Raw genomic sequence first — 14,048 nt, forward strand, 5'->3', positions numbered from 1 at the left:
GCTCAGGCAGCGCTGGAAGGTTGGCTGGCCAGGGCACAGGTGTGCGGGTGCTCGGCCAGGGACACGAAGCGTTGTTGGTTGCCGTCGAGGGCGGCGATGGCGCCGCTTTCGATGTCATACACCCAGCCGTGCAGGTTCAATCGGCCCTGCTCCAGGGCCAGGGCCACCGCAGGGTGGGTCTTGAGGTTGGCCAGCTGGGCGATCACGTTGTCGCGCACCAGGGCGTCCAGGTGTGCGGCGGGCGAGGCGTGCTGGCGGGCGGCGTTGATCACCTTGGCCGACTCGGCGTGGCGCAGCCAGTTGGCCACGGCGGGCAGGTGGTCGAGGCACTTGCAGGTGGAAATGGCGGTCATCGCGCCGCAGTCGGAGTGGCCGCAGATGACGATGTCGCTGACACCCAGCACGGCGACGGCATATTCCACGGTGGCCGACACGCCGCCCGGCTCGGGTCCATAGCTGGGCACGATGTTGCCGGCGTTGCGGATCACGAACAGGTCGCCGGGCTCTTGCTGGGTCAGCAGCTCGGGCACCACCCGGCTGTCGGAACAGGTGATGAACAGGGTGCCGGGGCTCTGGGTGCTGGCCAGTTGCTTGAACAGGGCGCTGCGTTGTGGAAAGGCCTCGCGCTGGAACTTGAGGAAGCCGTCGATGATGTTCTGCATGGGGTTCTCCTTGCGTCGCTGATGGGGCAAGGATGGAAGTTTTCAGCTATAGCGTCCAAGACCGGTTTATTATGCTCTCCATAAGTACAGCCTATAGTTGGAGCCTGCATGCTGCTGCGTCATATCCGTTACCTGCTGGCCGTGGCCGAGCACTGCAACTTCACCCGCGCCGCCGAGGCGCTGCATGTGTCGCAGCCGACCCTGTCGCAACAGATCAAGCAGTTGGAGGAGAGCCTGGGGGCGCCGCTGTTCGACCGTTCCGGGCGCAGCGTGCGCCTCACCGATGCGGGCCAGGCCTATGTCGCCTATGCCCGGCGCGCGCTGCAGGACCTGGAGGCGGCCAGGCGGGCGATCCACGATGTGCAGGACCTGAGCCGCGGCTCGCTGCGCCTGGCGCTGACCCCGACGTTCACCGCCTACCTGGCCGGGCCCTTGCTCAGCCGCTTTCACCAGCAGCACCCGGGAATCGGCCTGAGCATCGAGGAAATGCCCCAGGACCGCCTGGAAGCGGCCCTGGCCGAGGATCGCCTGGACTTGGCGATCGCCTTTGCCGGCGAGCACCTGGCGGAGATCGACAGCCAGGCGCTGTTCAGCGAAACCCTGAGCCTGATGGTCGGCCCGCAGTATCCGCAACCGGACCGCCTGCCCCTGACGGCCGAGGCGCTGGGCCGTCAGTCCCTGGTGCTGCTCAGTGGCGATTTCGCCACCCGCCAGCATATCGACCTGTATTGCCGGCAGCAGGGCATTGCACCGCGGATCGCCGCCGAAGCCAATTCGGTCAGCGCGATTGTCGAGATGGTCCGGCACGGGCAGTTGGCGACTATCCTGCCCAGCTCGATTGCCCGGGAGCAGCCGGGGCTGCGTACCCTGGCGCTGCAGTCAGCGCTGGCGCCACGCCGCGTGGTGCTGCTGGAGCGCCGTGGCGCCTACCGCAGCGCCGCCAGCCAGGCCTTCCGGCAGATGCTGCTGGATCAGGGCGCCGGCGCGGCCAGCCACTGATTGACCACCTGGTCGTAGGCGCCGGTGGCCTTGCTCAGGTGCAGCCACTGGTCGACGTAGCTTTTCCAGGCCATGTCGTCCCGGGGCAGGAGGAAGGCCTTCTCGCTGTATTGCAGGTAGCGCTCGGGGTGCACCGCGCACAGGCCCGGCTTGTGTTTCTGCTGGAAGCGCGCTTCCGAGGCGTCGGTGATCATCACGTCGGCCTGCCGGCTCAGCAATTGATCGAAGATCTTCACGTTGTCGGCGAACAGGATCAGCTCGGCCTTGGGCACATGGGCCCGGGCGAAGACTTCGTTGGTGCCGCCCGGCGGTTCGATCAGGCGCACCGAGGGCTGGTTGATCTGCTCCAGGGTTTCGTAGCGCTTGAGGTCCTGGCAGCGCACCAGGGGAATCTTGCCGTCGATGCCCAGGGGCTGGCTGAAGAAGGCCGTTTTCTGCCGCTCCAGAGACACCGAAATACCGCCCACGGCGATGTCGCATTGCTGGCTGTGGAAGTCGGCCATCAGGCTCTTCCAGGTGGTGCTGATCCACTTCACCCGCACCCCCAGGCTCTGGGCCAGGGATTGGGCCATGGTGATGTCGATGCCTTCGTACTGGCCGTCGTCGCGCAGGTAGCTGTAGGGCTTGTAGTCGCCGGTGGTGCAGACCTTCAACTGGCCGCGCTGGAGCACCTGGTCCAGGCGCGAGGTGGCGTCCTGGGCGAAGCTGAGGGCGGGGGCACTGAGGCCCAGCAGAGTGCAGAGCAGGAAGCGGCGGAGCATGGGGTCGATCCTTGAGTGGCGGTCGGGGCGGGGTGGCGAAGCATTATTGGTCCCCGGTCAAGCACGGGCAAGCAGGGTGTTGTTCAGCGCCGGGACAGGAGCGGCGGCGGGCTTTCGACCTTTTTTTCACGAACGACTGGTTAATCTGCCCTCTCTGGATACCCACAAGAGCTCGCCAGTCATGTCGTCCCACCCCCCACCGTCCATCGAACTGGAGTTCGCTCGGCGTTACGACCAGGAGCACGCGCGCGTCTGCGGCGAGCCCCGGCCTGCCGGGCTCGGCGCACGCCTGGCGCACTGGCGCATGACGCGCCTGGTGCGCCATGCCCTGAAAGTGGCCGGGGAACCGGGGCTGATCCTGGACGTGGCCTGCGGCGCCGGGCGCTACTGGCCGGTGCTGGCCGAGCACGGCAATCGGGTAATCCTGGCGGCGGACCCTTCCCAGGACATGCTCAAGCATGCCCAGACCCACCATCCGGCCAGCCTGATGCAGCGGGTCAAGACCTTCCACAGTTCGGCGTTCGACATCGGTCTGCCGGCCAATGCGGTGGACAGCATCATCTGCATGCAGCTCTTCGCCCATGTGAGTCACAGCGAGGACCGCCTGGCCCTGCTGCAGGAGTTCCATCGGGTCAGCCGTGACTCGCTGATCATCGCCACCCGGGTCGAGCCGCTATTGAGTGTGCGCGGGGCCGCGTCCGCCGAGCCTGCGGCCTTGCGCCCGGTGAGCAAGGGGCTGCTGGAAGGCGAGTTCAAGCAGGCCGATTTTGAGGTCCTGGGCCATCAGGATCTGCTGCCCGGTTTTGCAGCCTTGCGGGTCTACGTCCTCAGAAAACACAGCTAGTTGCAACTCTCGGACTATTCTTGCCCTCCGGCAGAAGGTTTCGCACTTGCTCTTGTCGGGTGAATGCTCAGAAATCTCCGGCGGCGATATATACTGCGCGCCATTCTTCAAGGGAGAGCCGTGTGGCCATCGATATACATTGGATTCGCGACAACGATAGCCTCGGTCAGTTTTGTGCTCAGTGGCAGCAATTGCCCTTCGTCGCCCTCGACACCGAATTCATGCGGGTCGACACCTTTTACCCCATCGCCGCCCTGTTGCAGATTGGCGATGGACAACGCGCCTACCTGATTGATCCTTTGACCATCGACAACTGGCAGCCCCTGGCGGCCCTGCTGGAGAACCCGGCGGTGGTCAAGGTGGTGCATGCCTGCAGCGAAGACCTCGAAGTCCTGCTGCGCCTGACCGGCAGCCTGCCGGCGCCATTGTTCGACACCCAACTGGCGGCGGCCTACCTGAACCTGGGCTTCTCCATGGGCTATTCGCGCCTGGTGCAGGAAGTCCTGGGCATCGAGCTGCCCAAGGGCGAGACCCGCTCCGACTGGCTGCAGCGTCCGCTGTCGGAAACCCAGGTCAGCTACGCCGCCGAAGACGCCGTGCACCTGGCCCAGGTGTTCACCGAACTGCGGCCCAAGTTGTCCGCGGACAAGTACCGCTGGGTGCTGGAAGACGGTGCCGAGCTGGTGGCCAACCTGCGCCGTGAAGTGGACCCCTACGAGGTCTATCGCGAGGCCAAGCTGGCGTGGAAACTGTCCCGCGGCCAGTTGGCGGTGCTGCGCGAGCTGTGTGCCTGGCGCGAGCGTGAAGCCCGGGCCCGGGATTTGCCGCGCAACCGCATCGTGCGTGAACACGCCCTCTGGCCCCTGGCCAAGACCCAGCCCGACACCCTGTCGGCGCTGGCCAAGATCGAAGACATGCACCCGCGCACCGTGCGCCAGGACGGCGAGTTTCTCCTCGACCTGATCAAGCGCACCGCCGCCCTGGGCCCGGACCAATGGCCGCCGGCCGTTCCCGAGCCGTTGCCGATCGAAGCCGCGGCCCTGCTCAAGCGCCTCAAGGCCGTGGGCCAGGCCGAGGCCGAACGCCTGGGCATCGCCCCGGAAGTCATGCTGCGCAAGAAAACCCTGGAGAGCCTGCTCAAGAGCGGCTACCCCAACGGGCCTTATCAATTGCCTGATTCGCTGCGTGGCTGGCGCCGCGAATTGATGGGCCAGGCGCTGCTGGACAGCCTGGCCACCGCCGGAGAACAGCCTTGAAACGTATCTGCTCCATCTACAAAAGCCCGCGCAAGAACGAGATGTACCTCTACGTCCTGAAAAGCGAGGCCCTGGAACGCGTGCCGGAAAACCTGCTGCTGGCTTTCGGCAAGCCGCAACATGCCTTCGACCTGGTCCTGACCCCGGAGCGCAAGCTGTCCCGGGAGGACATCCACCAGGTGCTGGAAAACCTCGAAAAGCAGGGTTATCACCTGCAGATGCCGCCGGCCGAAGACGAGTACATCGAGCATTTGCCCGAAGAGCTGCTGCGTCGCAATGATCCGGTCTGACCCTTAGCGGCTCGGTCCCGAGCCGCTGTTAGATGCAAACTGACTGACCTGGGCGCCGCCTTGATCGATGGAGCGATACTCCGTCGGCGGCGACCTGCACCGTTTTTTAAGGTTTGAGCCATGCGCGTTCTGATTGCCGAACACGATCACGCTGTTTATGCCCGCCTGTTGCGTCAGGCGGCCCCGGAGCTGGAAGTGCTGACCAGTGGCGACTCCGCCGAACTGTCGCGACTGGCGGCCGATTGCCCGGTGTGGCTGGGCCAGCCGGACCTGCTGGCGACCCTGCTGCGCCAGGGCCACCAGCCCCAGTGGTTGCAATCCACCTGGGCCGGCATCACTCCGCTGCTGGCCGACGGTTTGCCGCGGCATTACCGCCTGACCCGGGCGGTGGGCATCTTTGGCCAGGTGATGGCCGAATACGTGCTGACCTACATCCTCGGCCATGAGCGCGAAGTGCTGGCGCGGCTGGTCAGCCAGGTGGAGCGCAAGTGGGACAACCGCCTGGGCCAGAGCCTGGTGGGACGCAAGGTGCTGATCGTCGGCACCGGCGATATCGGCCAGAGCGTGGCGCAGTTCCTGGTGCCGTTCGGGGTCAAGCTGTACGGCATCGCCAGTCAGGCCCGGGAGCAGGCGCCCTTTATCGAAGTCGCCGGGTTGGAAGACCTGGGACGCTTGGTGGGGGAGGTGGACTACGTGGTCAATCTGTTGCCCAACACCCCCAGCACCCACGACCTGTATGACGCCGCGCTGTTCAGGCAATTCAAGCCCACCGGGCTGTTCATCAATGTCGGGCGGGGCGTTTCCGTGGTCGATGCGGACCTGGTGCAGGCCCTCAAGGATGGCCATCTGTCCGGGGCGGTGATCGATGTCTGCCGCCAGGAACCGCTGCCGCAACGGCACCCGTTCTGGACCGCCTGGGGCTTGCTGCTGACCGGCCACAGTTCGGCGCCGACCTCGCCGGAATTGATGGTGCAGTTGTTTGTCGACAACCTGCGGGCCTACCAGGCCAGGCAGGCCTTGCGCGGCGAAGTGGATTTCGCTCGCGGCTACTAGGACCCAGCGCCAAGCTTCAAGCCGGTAGCTTCAAGCTTGACGCTACCGACTTGGGGCTGCTTTAAAGGCTGAAATCGCCTTCGGCCACGGTTTCGCTCAGTGGACGACGCGGGCTTGGCTCTTCCCGGGCCTGCAGGTAGTCGGCCAGGGTCGACTTGTCGCCCAGCTTGCCCACGGCAATAGCGGCGTGCAGCGCATAGCCTTCGGGAATCTTCAGCTCCTTGCGGGTCAGTTCCTGGTCGAAGCCGGCCATGCCATGGGTGTACCAGCCGCTCAGGCTCGCCTGCAGCGCCAGGTGGCCCCAGGCCGAGCCGGTGTCGAAGGTGTGCCACAGGGCCGGGGATTCTTCCGTGGCGCCCGGAGCGGTGAAGGTGGTCTTGGAGATCACGATCACCAGGGCCGAGGCGTGCTGCGCCCAGCCACGGTTGAATTCGTTGAGCAGGCCGAGGAAGCGCTCCCAGTTCGGCGTGTCGCGGCGAGCGTAGAGAAAACGCCAGGGCTGCGAGTTGTAGGCCGAAGGCGCCCAGCGCGCCGCTTCGAAGAAGCTCAGCAGGGTTTCTTTCGGGATGGTTTCGCCGGTGAAGGCCCGGGGCGACCAGCGTTGGGTGAACTGCGGATGGATGGCGTAATCGGCAACGCGAGGATTGGCGCTCATGCAAAGACTCCAGGCAACGTTTGAGAAGGATGGGGGTAAACCGGCAGGCGCAGTTGGGCTGAGCGAAGGGGTTTTCCTGACCTTGTGGGGTTCGTCGGGTGCGACGCGGTCGAGCGTTAATGGCACACGGACGCAAGGTGGTCCGAGGCGCAAAGCTACTGTGCGGGCCTGTCGCTGACAAGCCCTGGCCTACCGGCAGTCGCTAGCGCTTGGCCCCAGGGGGCTTGGGCACTAGACTGGCGGCCTTTTCACCCTCGGATACTGATGCTTGAGCCATGGCCGCCAAAGTCGAACCTTTCTGGATACGCAAAACCCTCGAACAACTCGACCAGGACGAATGGGAGTCGTTGTGCGATGGCTGTGGCCTGTGCTGCCTGCAAAAGCTTGAGGACGAGGACGACAACAGCGTCTATTACACGCGCATCGCCTGCAAACTGCTGGACCTGAAAACCTGCCAGTGCAGCGACTACGCCAACCGTCGCGCGTCGGTGCCCGACTGCATTCAGCTGACGCCGGGCAAGGCCGACGAGTTCAAGTGGCTGCCGCCCACCTGTGGCTACCGTCTGGTCAGCGAAGGCAAGGACCTGCCGCTCTGGCACCACCTGGTGTGTGGCGATCGCGATGCCGTGCACCACGAAGGTATTTCCCAGTCCGGGCGCATGCTCGCCGAAGGCAGCGTGGCGGAGGAGGACTGGGAGGATCATCTGATTTTTCGCGCAGGTTGAGGATTCGCTGCGCAGGCCGTGAATGCTGCCGACGCTCGCTTGAGCGCCAGCAGTCTGCCAAGCAAGGAGTGGGTATGAGGGTGGGGGCGAAGCTGGCGCTGGTCGCGGCGCTGCTGGCGATGAGCGCATCGGCCTTGGCGGCGAACAAGGTCGATCTGAATTACCACGTGCGTTTTCTGCCGCAGAGCGATCAGGCCGAGGTGCGCCTGACCCTGGCCGAGGGGGCGGCGTTGCGCAGCCTGGATTTCGACCTGGGCGCCGGCGGCGACTACAGCGACTTCAAGGCCGACGGTCAATGGCAGGCGGCGGCCGCCGATGGTGGAGGCTTGCGCGGTATCTGGCGTCCGGCCAGGGGCAGCGCCAGCTTCAGTTACCGGGTACGCCTGAGCCACAGCATCAAGAAGGGCAGCTACGACAGCCGCAGCACCGCCAACTGGGCGCTGCTGCGCGGCGAAACCCTGGTGCCGCCGGCGCGGATCGATCAGCAGGATGGGGTCGAGCTGGTGTCGCGCCTGGACTTCGACTTGCCCGCCGGCTGGAAGAGCATCGAGACGGCCTGGCCGCGCATCGGCAAGAACCGCTTCCGCATCGACAACCCCTCGCGCCTGTTCGATCGCCCCACCGGCTGGATGCTGGCCGGCAACCTGGGCAGCCGCCGCACGCGTCTTGGGGCGACCGAGGTCAGCGTCGCCTCGCCCCTGGGCCAGGGCATGCGGCGCATGGATGTGCTGACGCTGCTGACCTTTGTCTGGCCGCAAGTGCAGGCGGTGTTTCCCCGTCAGCCGGGCAAGCTGTTGATCGTCGGTGCGGCCGATCCGATGTGGCGGGGCAGTCTGGCCGGGCGCGATTCGCTGTTTCTCCACAGTCGCCTGCCGCTGGTCAACGAGAGTGGCAGCAGCCCGTTGCTGCGCGAGCTGGTGCAGTCATTGGCGCGCATCAACGACAGCCAGCGCAGCGACTGGATCAGCGAAGGCCTGGCCGAGTATTACGCCATCGAACTGCTGCGCCGCGCCGGAGGGATCAGCGACGAGCGCTATCAGGTGCTGCACCAGCATCTGATCAAGGACAGCCGCCAGGTCAGCAGCCTGCGGGGCGAGCAGGTGGACAGCGCCACGCTGGCCAAGGCGGTGTTGCTGTTGCAGGAACTGGACCGGGAAATCCGCCTCAAGACCCGCAACAAGCGCTCACTGGACGATGTGCTGCAAGGGGCGATGCGCCTGCAGAGTGTCAGCACCGCCGAGTTCATCAAACTGAGCGAAAGCGTGCTCGGGGAATCGTCCAAGGTGCTCGACAGCCCCTTGCTGCACTGAGCCCGGGGGCAGCCAGGACCCGGGAGGGCGCCCCGGGTGCCCGCTGCTGACTGCGCAAGCTCAGGCCTTGGGCGCTTTCACCGCATCATTGCTGGCGGCCTTGGCACTGCGCCCGGCGGCCTCGGCACTGGCCTTCAGGTTGCGCAGCTCATCCCCGGCGCGCTCGATCTTGGTCCGCACCTGATGCAGGTCCTGGCGGCCTTTTTCCAGCAGGCTCTTGGCCGAGCTGTGGCCACTGATCCCACGGGCCAGGGCGACGCCGCCAATGGCCACCTGCAGCAGGCCGAACAGGCCGCCGCGGCGCAGTCCCTTGCCCAGCATCACCACACCCCCCGCCAGAGAGCCGATGCGTTCCCAGCCCTGGACGTTCTGCGTCGGTTGACTGGACAACGGGGCCGGCTCGATGGTTTGCAGCTGTTTGCGCTCGCTCATGATCTGTCTCCAAAGGACATAAGGGTATGCAGCTGACTGCACCCGGGGCGCGGGGGTTCCCGCCAATTGTCCGGCGTGGCGTCAGAACTTGGGCCCGGAGCGGGTGTTGTTGCCCTTGGCCAGGCGGTCGTAGAGCACCACGTTGACCGTGGCGGCCAGGTTCATGCAGCCGGTGGTGGGGATATAGACCACGTCCTCGCACCAGTCGCGGATCTCCTTGTCGAGGGAGCCGTCTTCCGGGCCGAAGATGTACAGCGCGCGATCCGGGTGGGTGTATTCCGGCAGCGGGCGGGCGCCTTCCACCAGTTCCACCGCCACCGGGATGCAGCCCAGGGGGAGGATTTTCTTCAGGTCGTCGATGCCGATCAGGGGAATGTCCTGATGGACCTTCTTGGTGTCGGTGACGAAATCGCGGGCACGCTCATAGCGCTTGCCGGTGTAGAACACCGAGGCGACGCCATAGCAGCCGGCGGCACGCATCACCGAACCGACGTTCTCCGGCGACTTGGGGTTATACAAACCGATGCAGCTGTACCTTTTGTTTGCCACGAGCAGGGAGCCTTGGGGGAAAAGAGCGCGATTATACGGGGATTGGGCGGGGTGTGGCGGGGTGTTCGGCGGTTCGCGGTCCCGCCCGCTCCTGCGGGAACGGGCGGGACCGCGAAGGGGTTACTCGCTGTCTTTCTTCATCAACCCGGCCAGGGCGGCGAACGGGTTGTGGGTCGCCTTGGCGACTTTCGGCGTGCTCAGCGAACCTTCGCCGAAGTACTGCTGGTCGGTGTAGCGCGAGTGCTCGTTGTCGTGGCAGTACAGGCACAAGAGTTCCCAGTTGGAACCGTCCTGGGGGTTGTTGTCGTGGTTGTGATCGCGGTGGTGCACGGTCAGCTCGCTCAGGCGCTTGCCGGAGAATTCCCGGGCGCAGCGGCCGCAGACGTGGGGGTACATCTTCAGCGCCTTGTCGCGGTAGCCCATTTCCCGGTCGCGCTGGGCGTCGGCAAGGATACGGTCCAGCTTGGCGGTGTTGGACGGGGGACTGGACGAACTCATGGGTTCACCTTTGTAGAAGGACTAATGACGGTAATGGACAAAGTTTAGCTCAGGCCTTGAGCTTCTCGGCAATCCAGATGGTGTGCCGGGTGCCGCGATTGCCGTGGGCGTACACCTGCACTTCCTCGGCCTTGAAGCCAGCCTTGCGCAGGCGCTCGGAGAACTTCTGGTCGGCGCTGGCCGACCAGACCGCAAGAATGCCCTTGGGCCGCAGGGCCCGGGCGCAAGCCGCCAGGCCGGCGCTGGAGTAGAGCCAGCTGTTGGCTTTCTGGGTCAGGCCTTCGGGGCCGTTGTCGACGTCGAGCATGATCGCGTCGAAGCCCTGGGGCTCGGCTTGCAGGACCTTGGCCACGTCTTCCAGGCGGATCACCGTGCGCTGGTCCAGCAACGGCCGGCCGGACTTCTCCCCGAGCGGGCCGCGATTCCATTCCACCACCCCGGGCACCAGCTCGGCGACCACCACCTCGGCACTCTGGCCCAGGTGCTTGAGGGCCGCGGCCAGGGTGAAGCCCATGCCCAGGCCGCCGATCAGTACCCGCGAGTTCGGGCGTCCGGCGACCTTGCTGCAAGGGATCTGCGCCAGGGCGTCCTCGGAGCCGTGCATGCGCGTATTCATCAATTGGCCGCCGTCGCCGCCCTGGATCTTGATGACGAAATCCTCACCGTATTCGAACAGGCACAAGGCACCGCCGTTGTCGGGAATCGCAGTGGTGTCCAGCAGTACGAAACGTTTCATGGAGATCTCATTGAGGAAGGCAAAAGCTCCCGGTTGGGAGTAGCCTGACGCCAGACAATAGCAATGGAGCCATTGATGAAGCGCACTATTCTAACGGTGATTGCCCGGACGGCGCTCGCCCTGACTGCCGCCCTGGGTTTGGGCGCAAGCCCGGCTTCGGCCGACGAGCCGCAAAGTGCCCCGGTGGTGACCCCGACGCCGAACCTCGGCGCCCCGGGCACCGCAACGCCCACGCCTTATCCGCAAGTGACCCCGCCCAGCACGCCGAAAGCCGGCAGCAGTGGCAGCGCGCCCCTGCTACCACCGATCGACATGCCCAAGCCGCCCAAGGACCAGACCCTGCCGGGGCTGGAGCAGAACGACAACAAGGCCAAGGCGCAGGGTTGATGGTTGCAGCAGGCTGGTGTGGCGAGGGAGCTTGCTCCCGCTCGGCCGCGCAGCGGCCGCATCACCTGAGTCCCGGTTGCAAGGGTTGAAAACGAGTGGTGGCCATTGGGGCGGCTGCGCCACCCAGCGGGAGCAAGCTCCCTCGCCACAGGTTGGGTATCCCGTGGCTCAGATCTGTTGCGCGAGCAACTGGCCGTCGGCCATGCGCAGACGCCTGGACAGGGACACGGCCAGGGCGCGGATGATCTTGGCGGCGATCTTCGGCGCTTCGTTGAGCATCTTTTCCAGGGAGTCCTTGCCCAGGTTGAGCAACTGGCAATCAGTGGCGGCCACGCAAGTGGCCGAGCGCCGTTCGCCATCGAGCACCGCCATCTCGCCAAAGGCCCGGCCGCTGCGCAGGGTGGCGATGGTCAGGGGCTGGCCGTCCAGGGTGCTCTTTTGCACGGCCACCTGGCCGCTGTGGATGATGCACATGAAGCTGCCGGCATCGCCTTCATGAAAGATCGCTTCGCCTTCGCCGATGCTGCTGATGCTGAAATAGCCGGCCGCCGCGTTGAAGTCGGCGGGCAGCAGTTGGTCGAACAGGCCGCAGTCCATCAGCCAGTCGCGGATCTCGTTGTTCAGTAAGGTGGGTTCGGACATGGGATCACAGTCTTTTTCTTGTGTCTGTTGCGCGGGCGCGGGCCCGGTCCGGCGTTTGCCGGCGGCGGTCCTGGGTTAAGACAGGCGCGCCGCCGAGAGTTCCTCAGCCCAGGCCCAGAATGTTCAGGATAAAGGCATATTCGAGGGCTACGTCACGTAATCCCTGGTAACGGCCACTCATGCCGCCATGGCCGGCACCCAGTTCGGTCTTGAGCAGCAGCGGGTTGTCGTCGGTCTTGGTGGCGCGCAGTTTGGCCACCCATTTGGCCGCTTCCCAGTACTGCACGCGACTGTCGTTGTAGCCGGCGATCACCAGGGTCGCCGGGTAAGCCTGGGCGCGCACGTTCTCGTAGGGCGCGTAGGCCTTGATCCGTTCATAGACCTCAGGCTCCTCGGGATTGCCCCATTCGTCGTACTCGGTGACGGTCAGCGGCAGCTCCGGATCGAGCATGGTGTTGAGCACATCGACGAAGGGCACTTCGGCGATGGCCGCGCGGAACAGCTCGGGGCGCTGGTTGAGCACCGCGCCGATCAACAGGCCGCCGGCGCTGCCGCCGCTGATGGCCAGTTGCTGGGCGCTGGTCAGGCCCTGGGCGATCAGGTGTTCGGCGCAGGCGATGAAGTCGCTGAAGGTGTTCTGTTTGTGTTCCTGCTTGCCGGCGCGATACCAGGCTTCCCCCAGCTCGCCGCCGCCACGCACGTGGGCGATGGCAAAGGCCACGCCGCGATCGAGCAGGCTCAGGCGCGCGTGGGAGAACCAGGGGTCGAGGCTTTCGCCATAGGCGCCGTAGCCGTAGAGGTACAGCGGCGTCGGCTGGCCCAGGCATTCGCGCTTGACCACCAGGCTGATGGGCACCTGGGTGCCATCCGCGGCGCTGGCCCACAGACGCTGGCTGACGTAGGCATCCGGGTCGAACGGGCCCAGTACCGGGGTTTGCTTGAGCACTTGCTGCTGACCGTCGGCCAGTTGCAACTGACGCACCTGGGCCGGGCGGTTCAGCGCCTCGTAGCGCAGGCGGATGCGCTCGCTGGAAAACTCCAGGCTGTTCTGCACATGCAGGCTGTAGGCCGCATCCGGCAGTTGCACGCGATAGGCGGGCAGGCCTTGCGGGTGCACTTCGATGATCGGCAGGCCGCCTTCGCGCAGGCTCAGGGTCATGGCGCCGGCGTTGAGGGTCACGCCGTCGAGCATCACCTCGGGATTGTGCGGGACCAGCAGTTGCCAGTCGCTTTCCTCGGGGATAGCCCCCTGGTCGGCTGCCTGATACAGGGCGAAGTTGATGCCCTCGCGGTTGCTACGGATGAACCAGGTCCACTGGCCGTCGAGCTGGCCATGGTCGACATCGTATTCATGACCTTCGACCCGGGGCGCCAGGCAGGTGAACGGCAACTGCGGCTGCGCGGCGTCCAGGACCCAGGTTTCGCCGGTGGTCTTGCTGCCCAGGGACAGCAGCAACTGGCGCTCGGAGCTGGAGCGGTAGCAGTGCAGGAAGAAGCGTCCGTCCGGCTCGTGGAACACTTCCTCGGCGGCCGTGCCGTCCAGGCGGTAACGGAACAGTTTGTGCGGGCGATGGGTATCGTCCAGTTCGCCGAAGAACAGGGTCAGGCTGTCGTTGGCCCAGGTCATGCTGCCATCGCAGTTGTCGAAGGACAGTTCGCTGACCTTGCCGCTGGCCAGTTCCTTTACGAACAGGGTGTAGATTTCCTCGCCCGTGGTATCGAGGCTGTAGGCCAGGCGCTGGTGGTCGGGGCTGATGCTGAAGGCGCCGAGGGAGAAAAAGCCGCCGTTGGCCAGGGCGTTGGGGTCTAGCAGCAGTTGTTCGCGGCTTGCGTCGACCGTCAGGCTGTCGTCCGCCGGGCGCGGGCAGCGGTAGTGGCGGGGGTATTCGTCGCCGGCGGTGGTGCGGGTGTAGTACAGGTACGGGCCCCAGGGCGAAGGCAGGGACAGGTCGGTTTCGAGGATCCGTCCCTTGATTTCCTGGAACAGCGTTTCGCGCAGGGGCGCCTGGTGCGCCAACTGGGCGTCCAGGTAGCTGTTTTCAGCCTTCAGGTAATCGAGCACCGCGTCGGTGTCGCGTTCCTGCAGCCAGGCATACGGGTCAGCGCCGTTGGCCTTGTGGGCAATCGGGGCGCTGCTGTCGTTGGCGGGTAAGGGCATGGGTGGCTCTCGGGCGATGACAAATGAGGGCTGGGCAGACGGCGGGGCAGCCTGACACGGCAAAAGTCGTTATCATAAGCGCCTCTTTGCC

At 65.4% G+C, this 14,048-nt stretch carries 17 protein-coding genes; 8 read left to right on the plus strand and 9 right to left on the minus strand.

The features are described 5' to 3' along the window. Positions 1–2 precede the first annotated feature (2 nt). Positions 3–662 (minus strand): carbonic anhydrase, encoded by a 660-nt coding sequence (locus GWQ44_RS02240; protein WP_103741487.1) that lies wholly within the window; start codon positions 660–662, stop codon positions 3–5. Positions 663–770: 108 nt separating this feature from the next. Between GWQ44_RS02240 and cynR the strand changes: the two genes are divergently transcribed. Then, a complete protein-coding gene (gene cynR, locus GWQ44_RS02245; protein WP_016964451.1) occupies positions 771–1,661 on the plus strand; it encodes a transcriptional regulator CynR in 891 nt (296 codons plus the stop codon). Here the strand turns inward: cynR and GWQ44_RS02250 are convergent. Beyond that, positions 1,634–2,422: a transporter substrate-binding domain-containing protein gene (locus GWQ44_RS02250; protein ID WP_047302499.1), complete on the minus strand. Its 789-nt coding sequence runs from the start codon at positions 2,420–2,422 to the stop codon at positions 1,634–1,636. The two genes, cynR and GWQ44_RS02250, sit on opposite strands and share 28 nt — an antisense overlap. A gap of 181 nt (positions 2,423–2,603) precedes the next feature. Here GWQ44_RS02250 and GWQ44_RS02255 point away from each other — a divergent pair, with 181 nt between their 5' ends. The 4 genes from GWQ44_RS02255 (at position 2,604) to GWQ44_RS02270 (ending at position 5,865) form a co-directional block, all read left to right on the plus strand. Continuing rightward, the gene (locus tag GWQ44_RS02255; RefSeq protein ID WP_047302501.1) at positions 2,604–3,266 is read left to right on the plus strand and encodes a class I SAM-dependent methyltransferase; all 663 of its coding nucleotides are present in this window, start codon (positions 2,604–2,606) and stop codon (positions 3,264–3,266) included. Positions 3,267–3,388: 122 nt separating this feature from the next. Beyond that, positions 3,389–4,522, plus strand: coding sequence for a ribonuclease D (gene rnd, locus GWQ44_RS02260; protein WP_016964448.1), 1,134 nt, complete (start codon positions 3,389–3,391; stop codon positions 4,520–4,522). Continuing rightward, positions 4,519–4,812 (plus strand): YcgL domain-containing protein, encoded by a 294-nt coding sequence (locus tag GWQ44_RS02265; RefSeq protein WP_016964446.1) that lies wholly within the window; start codon positions 4,519–4,521, stop codon positions 4,810–4,812. Before rnd ends, GWQ44_RS02265 begins: the two co-directional genes overlap by 4 nt. A 120-nt stretch (positions 4,813–4,932) precedes the next feature. Beyond that, a complete protein-coding gene (locus GWQ44_RS02270; protein WP_275926561.1) occupies positions 4,933–5,865 on the plus strand; it encodes a D-2-hydroxyacid dehydrogenase in 933 nt (310 codons plus the stop codon). Positions 5,866–5,926: 61 nt separating this feature from the next. Here the strand turns inward: GWQ44_RS02270 and GWQ44_RS02275 are convergent, their stop codons facing one another. Further along, positions 5,927–6,520: a nitroreductase family protein gene (locus GWQ44_RS02275; RefSeq protein ID WP_275926562.1), complete on the minus strand. Its 594-nt coding sequence runs from the start codon at positions 6,518–6,520 to the stop codon at positions 5,927–5,929. A gap of 275 nt (positions 6,521–6,795) precedes the next feature. Here GWQ44_RS02275 and GWQ44_RS02280 point away from each other — a divergent pair, with 275 nt between their 5' ends. Together GWQ44_RS02280 and GWQ44_RS02285 are read left to right on the plus strand one after the other, a co-directional pair. Then, entirely contained in the window at positions 6,796–7,245 is a 450-nt protein-coding gene (locus tag GWQ44_RS02280; RefSeq protein ID WP_253163098.1) for a YcgN family cysteine cluster protein, read from the plus strand. A gap of 74 nt (positions 7,246–7,319) precedes the next feature. Continuing rightward, the gene (locus GWQ44_RS02285; RefSeq protein ID WP_275926563.1) at positions 7,320–8,555 is read left to right on the plus strand and encodes a hypothetical protein; all 1,236 of its coding nucleotides are present in this window, start codon (positions 7,320–7,322) and stop codon (positions 8,553–8,555) included. Between the two features lie 60 nt (positions 8,556–8,615). On the opposite strand, the gene GWQ44_RS02290 is transcribed toward GWQ44_RS02285, so the two are convergent. From GWQ44_RS02290 to GWQ44_RS02305, 4 genes are all read right to left on the minus strand, one after another. Continuing rightward, positions 8,616–8,987, minus strand: coding sequence for a DUF2892 domain-containing protein (locus GWQ44_RS02290; protein WP_047302508.1), 372 nt, complete (start codon positions 8,985–8,987; stop codon positions 8,616–8,618). An 81-nt stretch (positions 8,988–9,068) separates the two neighbouring features. Continuing rightward, a complete protein-coding gene (locus GWQ44_RS02295) occupies positions 9,069–9,536 on the minus strand; it encodes an RNA methyltransferase (RefSeq protein WP_011059840.1) in 468 nt (155 codons plus the stop codon). Between the two features lie 120 nt (positions 9,537–9,656). Then, a complete protein-coding gene (locus GWQ44_RS02300) occupies positions 9,657–10,034 on the minus strand; it encodes a YajD family HNH nuclease (RefSeq protein ID WP_275926564.1) in 378 nt (125 codons plus the stop codon). A 49-nt stretch (positions 10,035–10,083) separates the two neighbouring features. Continuing rightward, positions 10,084–10,770 carry a hypothetical protein gene (locus GWQ44_RS02305; RefSeq protein ID WP_275926565.1) on the minus strand — a complete coding sequence of 229 codons (687 nt, stop codon included), beginning with the start codon at positions 10,768–10,770 and terminating at the stop codon, positions 10,084–10,086. A gap of 75 nt (positions 10,771–10,845) precedes the next feature. Between GWQ44_RS02305 and GWQ44_RS02310 the strand changes: the two genes are divergently transcribed. After that, a complete protein-coding gene (locus GWQ44_RS02310) occupies positions 10,846–11,157 on the plus strand; it encodes a hypothetical protein (RefSeq protein ID WP_275926566.1) in 312 nt (103 codons plus the stop codon). Positions 11,158–11,325: 168 nt separating this feature from the next. On the opposite strand, the gene GWQ44_RS02315 is transcribed toward GWQ44_RS02310, so the two are convergent. Further along, positions 11,326–11,799: a cyclic nucleotide-binding domain-containing protein gene (locus tag GWQ44_RS02315; protein ID WP_047302511.1), complete on the minus strand. Its 474-nt coding sequence runs from the start codon at positions 11,797–11,799 to the stop codon at positions 11,326–11,328. Between the two features lie 103 nt (positions 11,800–11,902). Beyond that, complete coding sequence (locus GWQ44_RS02320) at positions 11,903–13,957, minus strand: S9 family peptidase (protein ID WP_275926567.1); 2,055 nt, start codon at positions 13,955–13,957, stop codon at positions 11,903–11,905. Positions 13,958–14,048 lie beyond the last annotated feature (91 nt).

The sequence above is a fragment of the Pseudomonas sp. 3MA1 genome, assembly GCF_029237275.1.
Classification (GTDB): domain Bacteria; phylum Pseudomonadota; class Gammaproteobacteria; order Pseudomonadales; family Pseudomonadaceae; genus Aquipseudomonas; species Aquipseudomonas fluorescens_AP.

Coding starts and splice junctions, on each gene's coding strand:
- GWQ44_RS02320 (WP_275926567.1), bottom strand. CDS start 13,957: ATGCCCTTACCCGCCAACGACAGCAGCGCCCCGATTGCCCACAAGGCC.
- GWQ44_RS02240 (WP_103741487.1), bottom strand. CDS start 662: ATGCAGAACATCATCGACGGCTTCCTCAAGTTCCAGCGCGAGGCCTTT.
- GWQ44_RS02270 (WP_275926561.1), top strand. CDS start 4,933: ATGCGCGTTCTGATTGCCGAACACGATCACGCTGTTTATGCCCGCCTG.
- GWQ44_RS02280 (WP_253163098.1), top strand. CDS start 6,796: ATGGCCGCCAAAGTCGAACCTTTCTGGATACGCAAAACCCTCGAACAA.
- GWQ44_RS02290 (WP_047302508.1), bottom strand. CDS start 8,987: ATGAGCGAGCGCAAACAGCTGCAAACCATCGAGCCGGCCCCGTTGTCC.
- GWQ44_RS02300 (WP_275926564.1), bottom strand. CDS start 10,034: ATGAGTTCGTCCAGTCCCCCGTCCAACACCGCCAAGCTGGACCGTATC.
- GWQ44_RS02250 (WP_047302499.1), bottom strand. CDS start 2,422: ATGCTCCGCCGCTTCCTGCTCTGCACTCTGCTGGGCCTCAGTGCCCCC.
- GWQ44_RS02255 (WP_047302501.1), top strand. CDS start 2,604: ATGTCGTCCCACCCCCCACCGTCCATCGAACTGGAGTTCGCTCGGCGT.
- GWQ44_RS02315 (WP_047302511.1), bottom strand. CDS start 11,799: ATGTCCGAACCCACCTTACTGAACAACGAGATCCGCGACTGGCTGATG.
- GWQ44_RS02285 (WP_275926563.1), top strand. CDS start 7,320: ATGAGGGTGGGGGCGAAGCTGGCGCTGGTCGCGGCGCTGCTGGCGATG.
- cynR (WP_016964451.1), top strand. CDS start 771: ATGCTGCTGCGTCATATCCGTTACCTGCTGGCCGTGGCCGAGCACTGC.
- GWQ44_RS02305 (WP_275926565.1), bottom strand. CDS start 10,770: ATGAAACGTTTCGTACTGCTGGACACCACTGCGATTCCCGACAACGGC.
- GWQ44_RS02310 (WP_275926566.1), top strand. CDS start 10,846: ATGAAGCGCACTATTCTAACGGTGATTGCCCGGACGGCGCTCGCCCTG.
- GWQ44_RS02275 (WP_275926562.1), bottom strand. CDS start 6,520: ATGAGCGCCAATCCTCGCGTTGCCGATTACGCCATCCATCCGCAGTTC.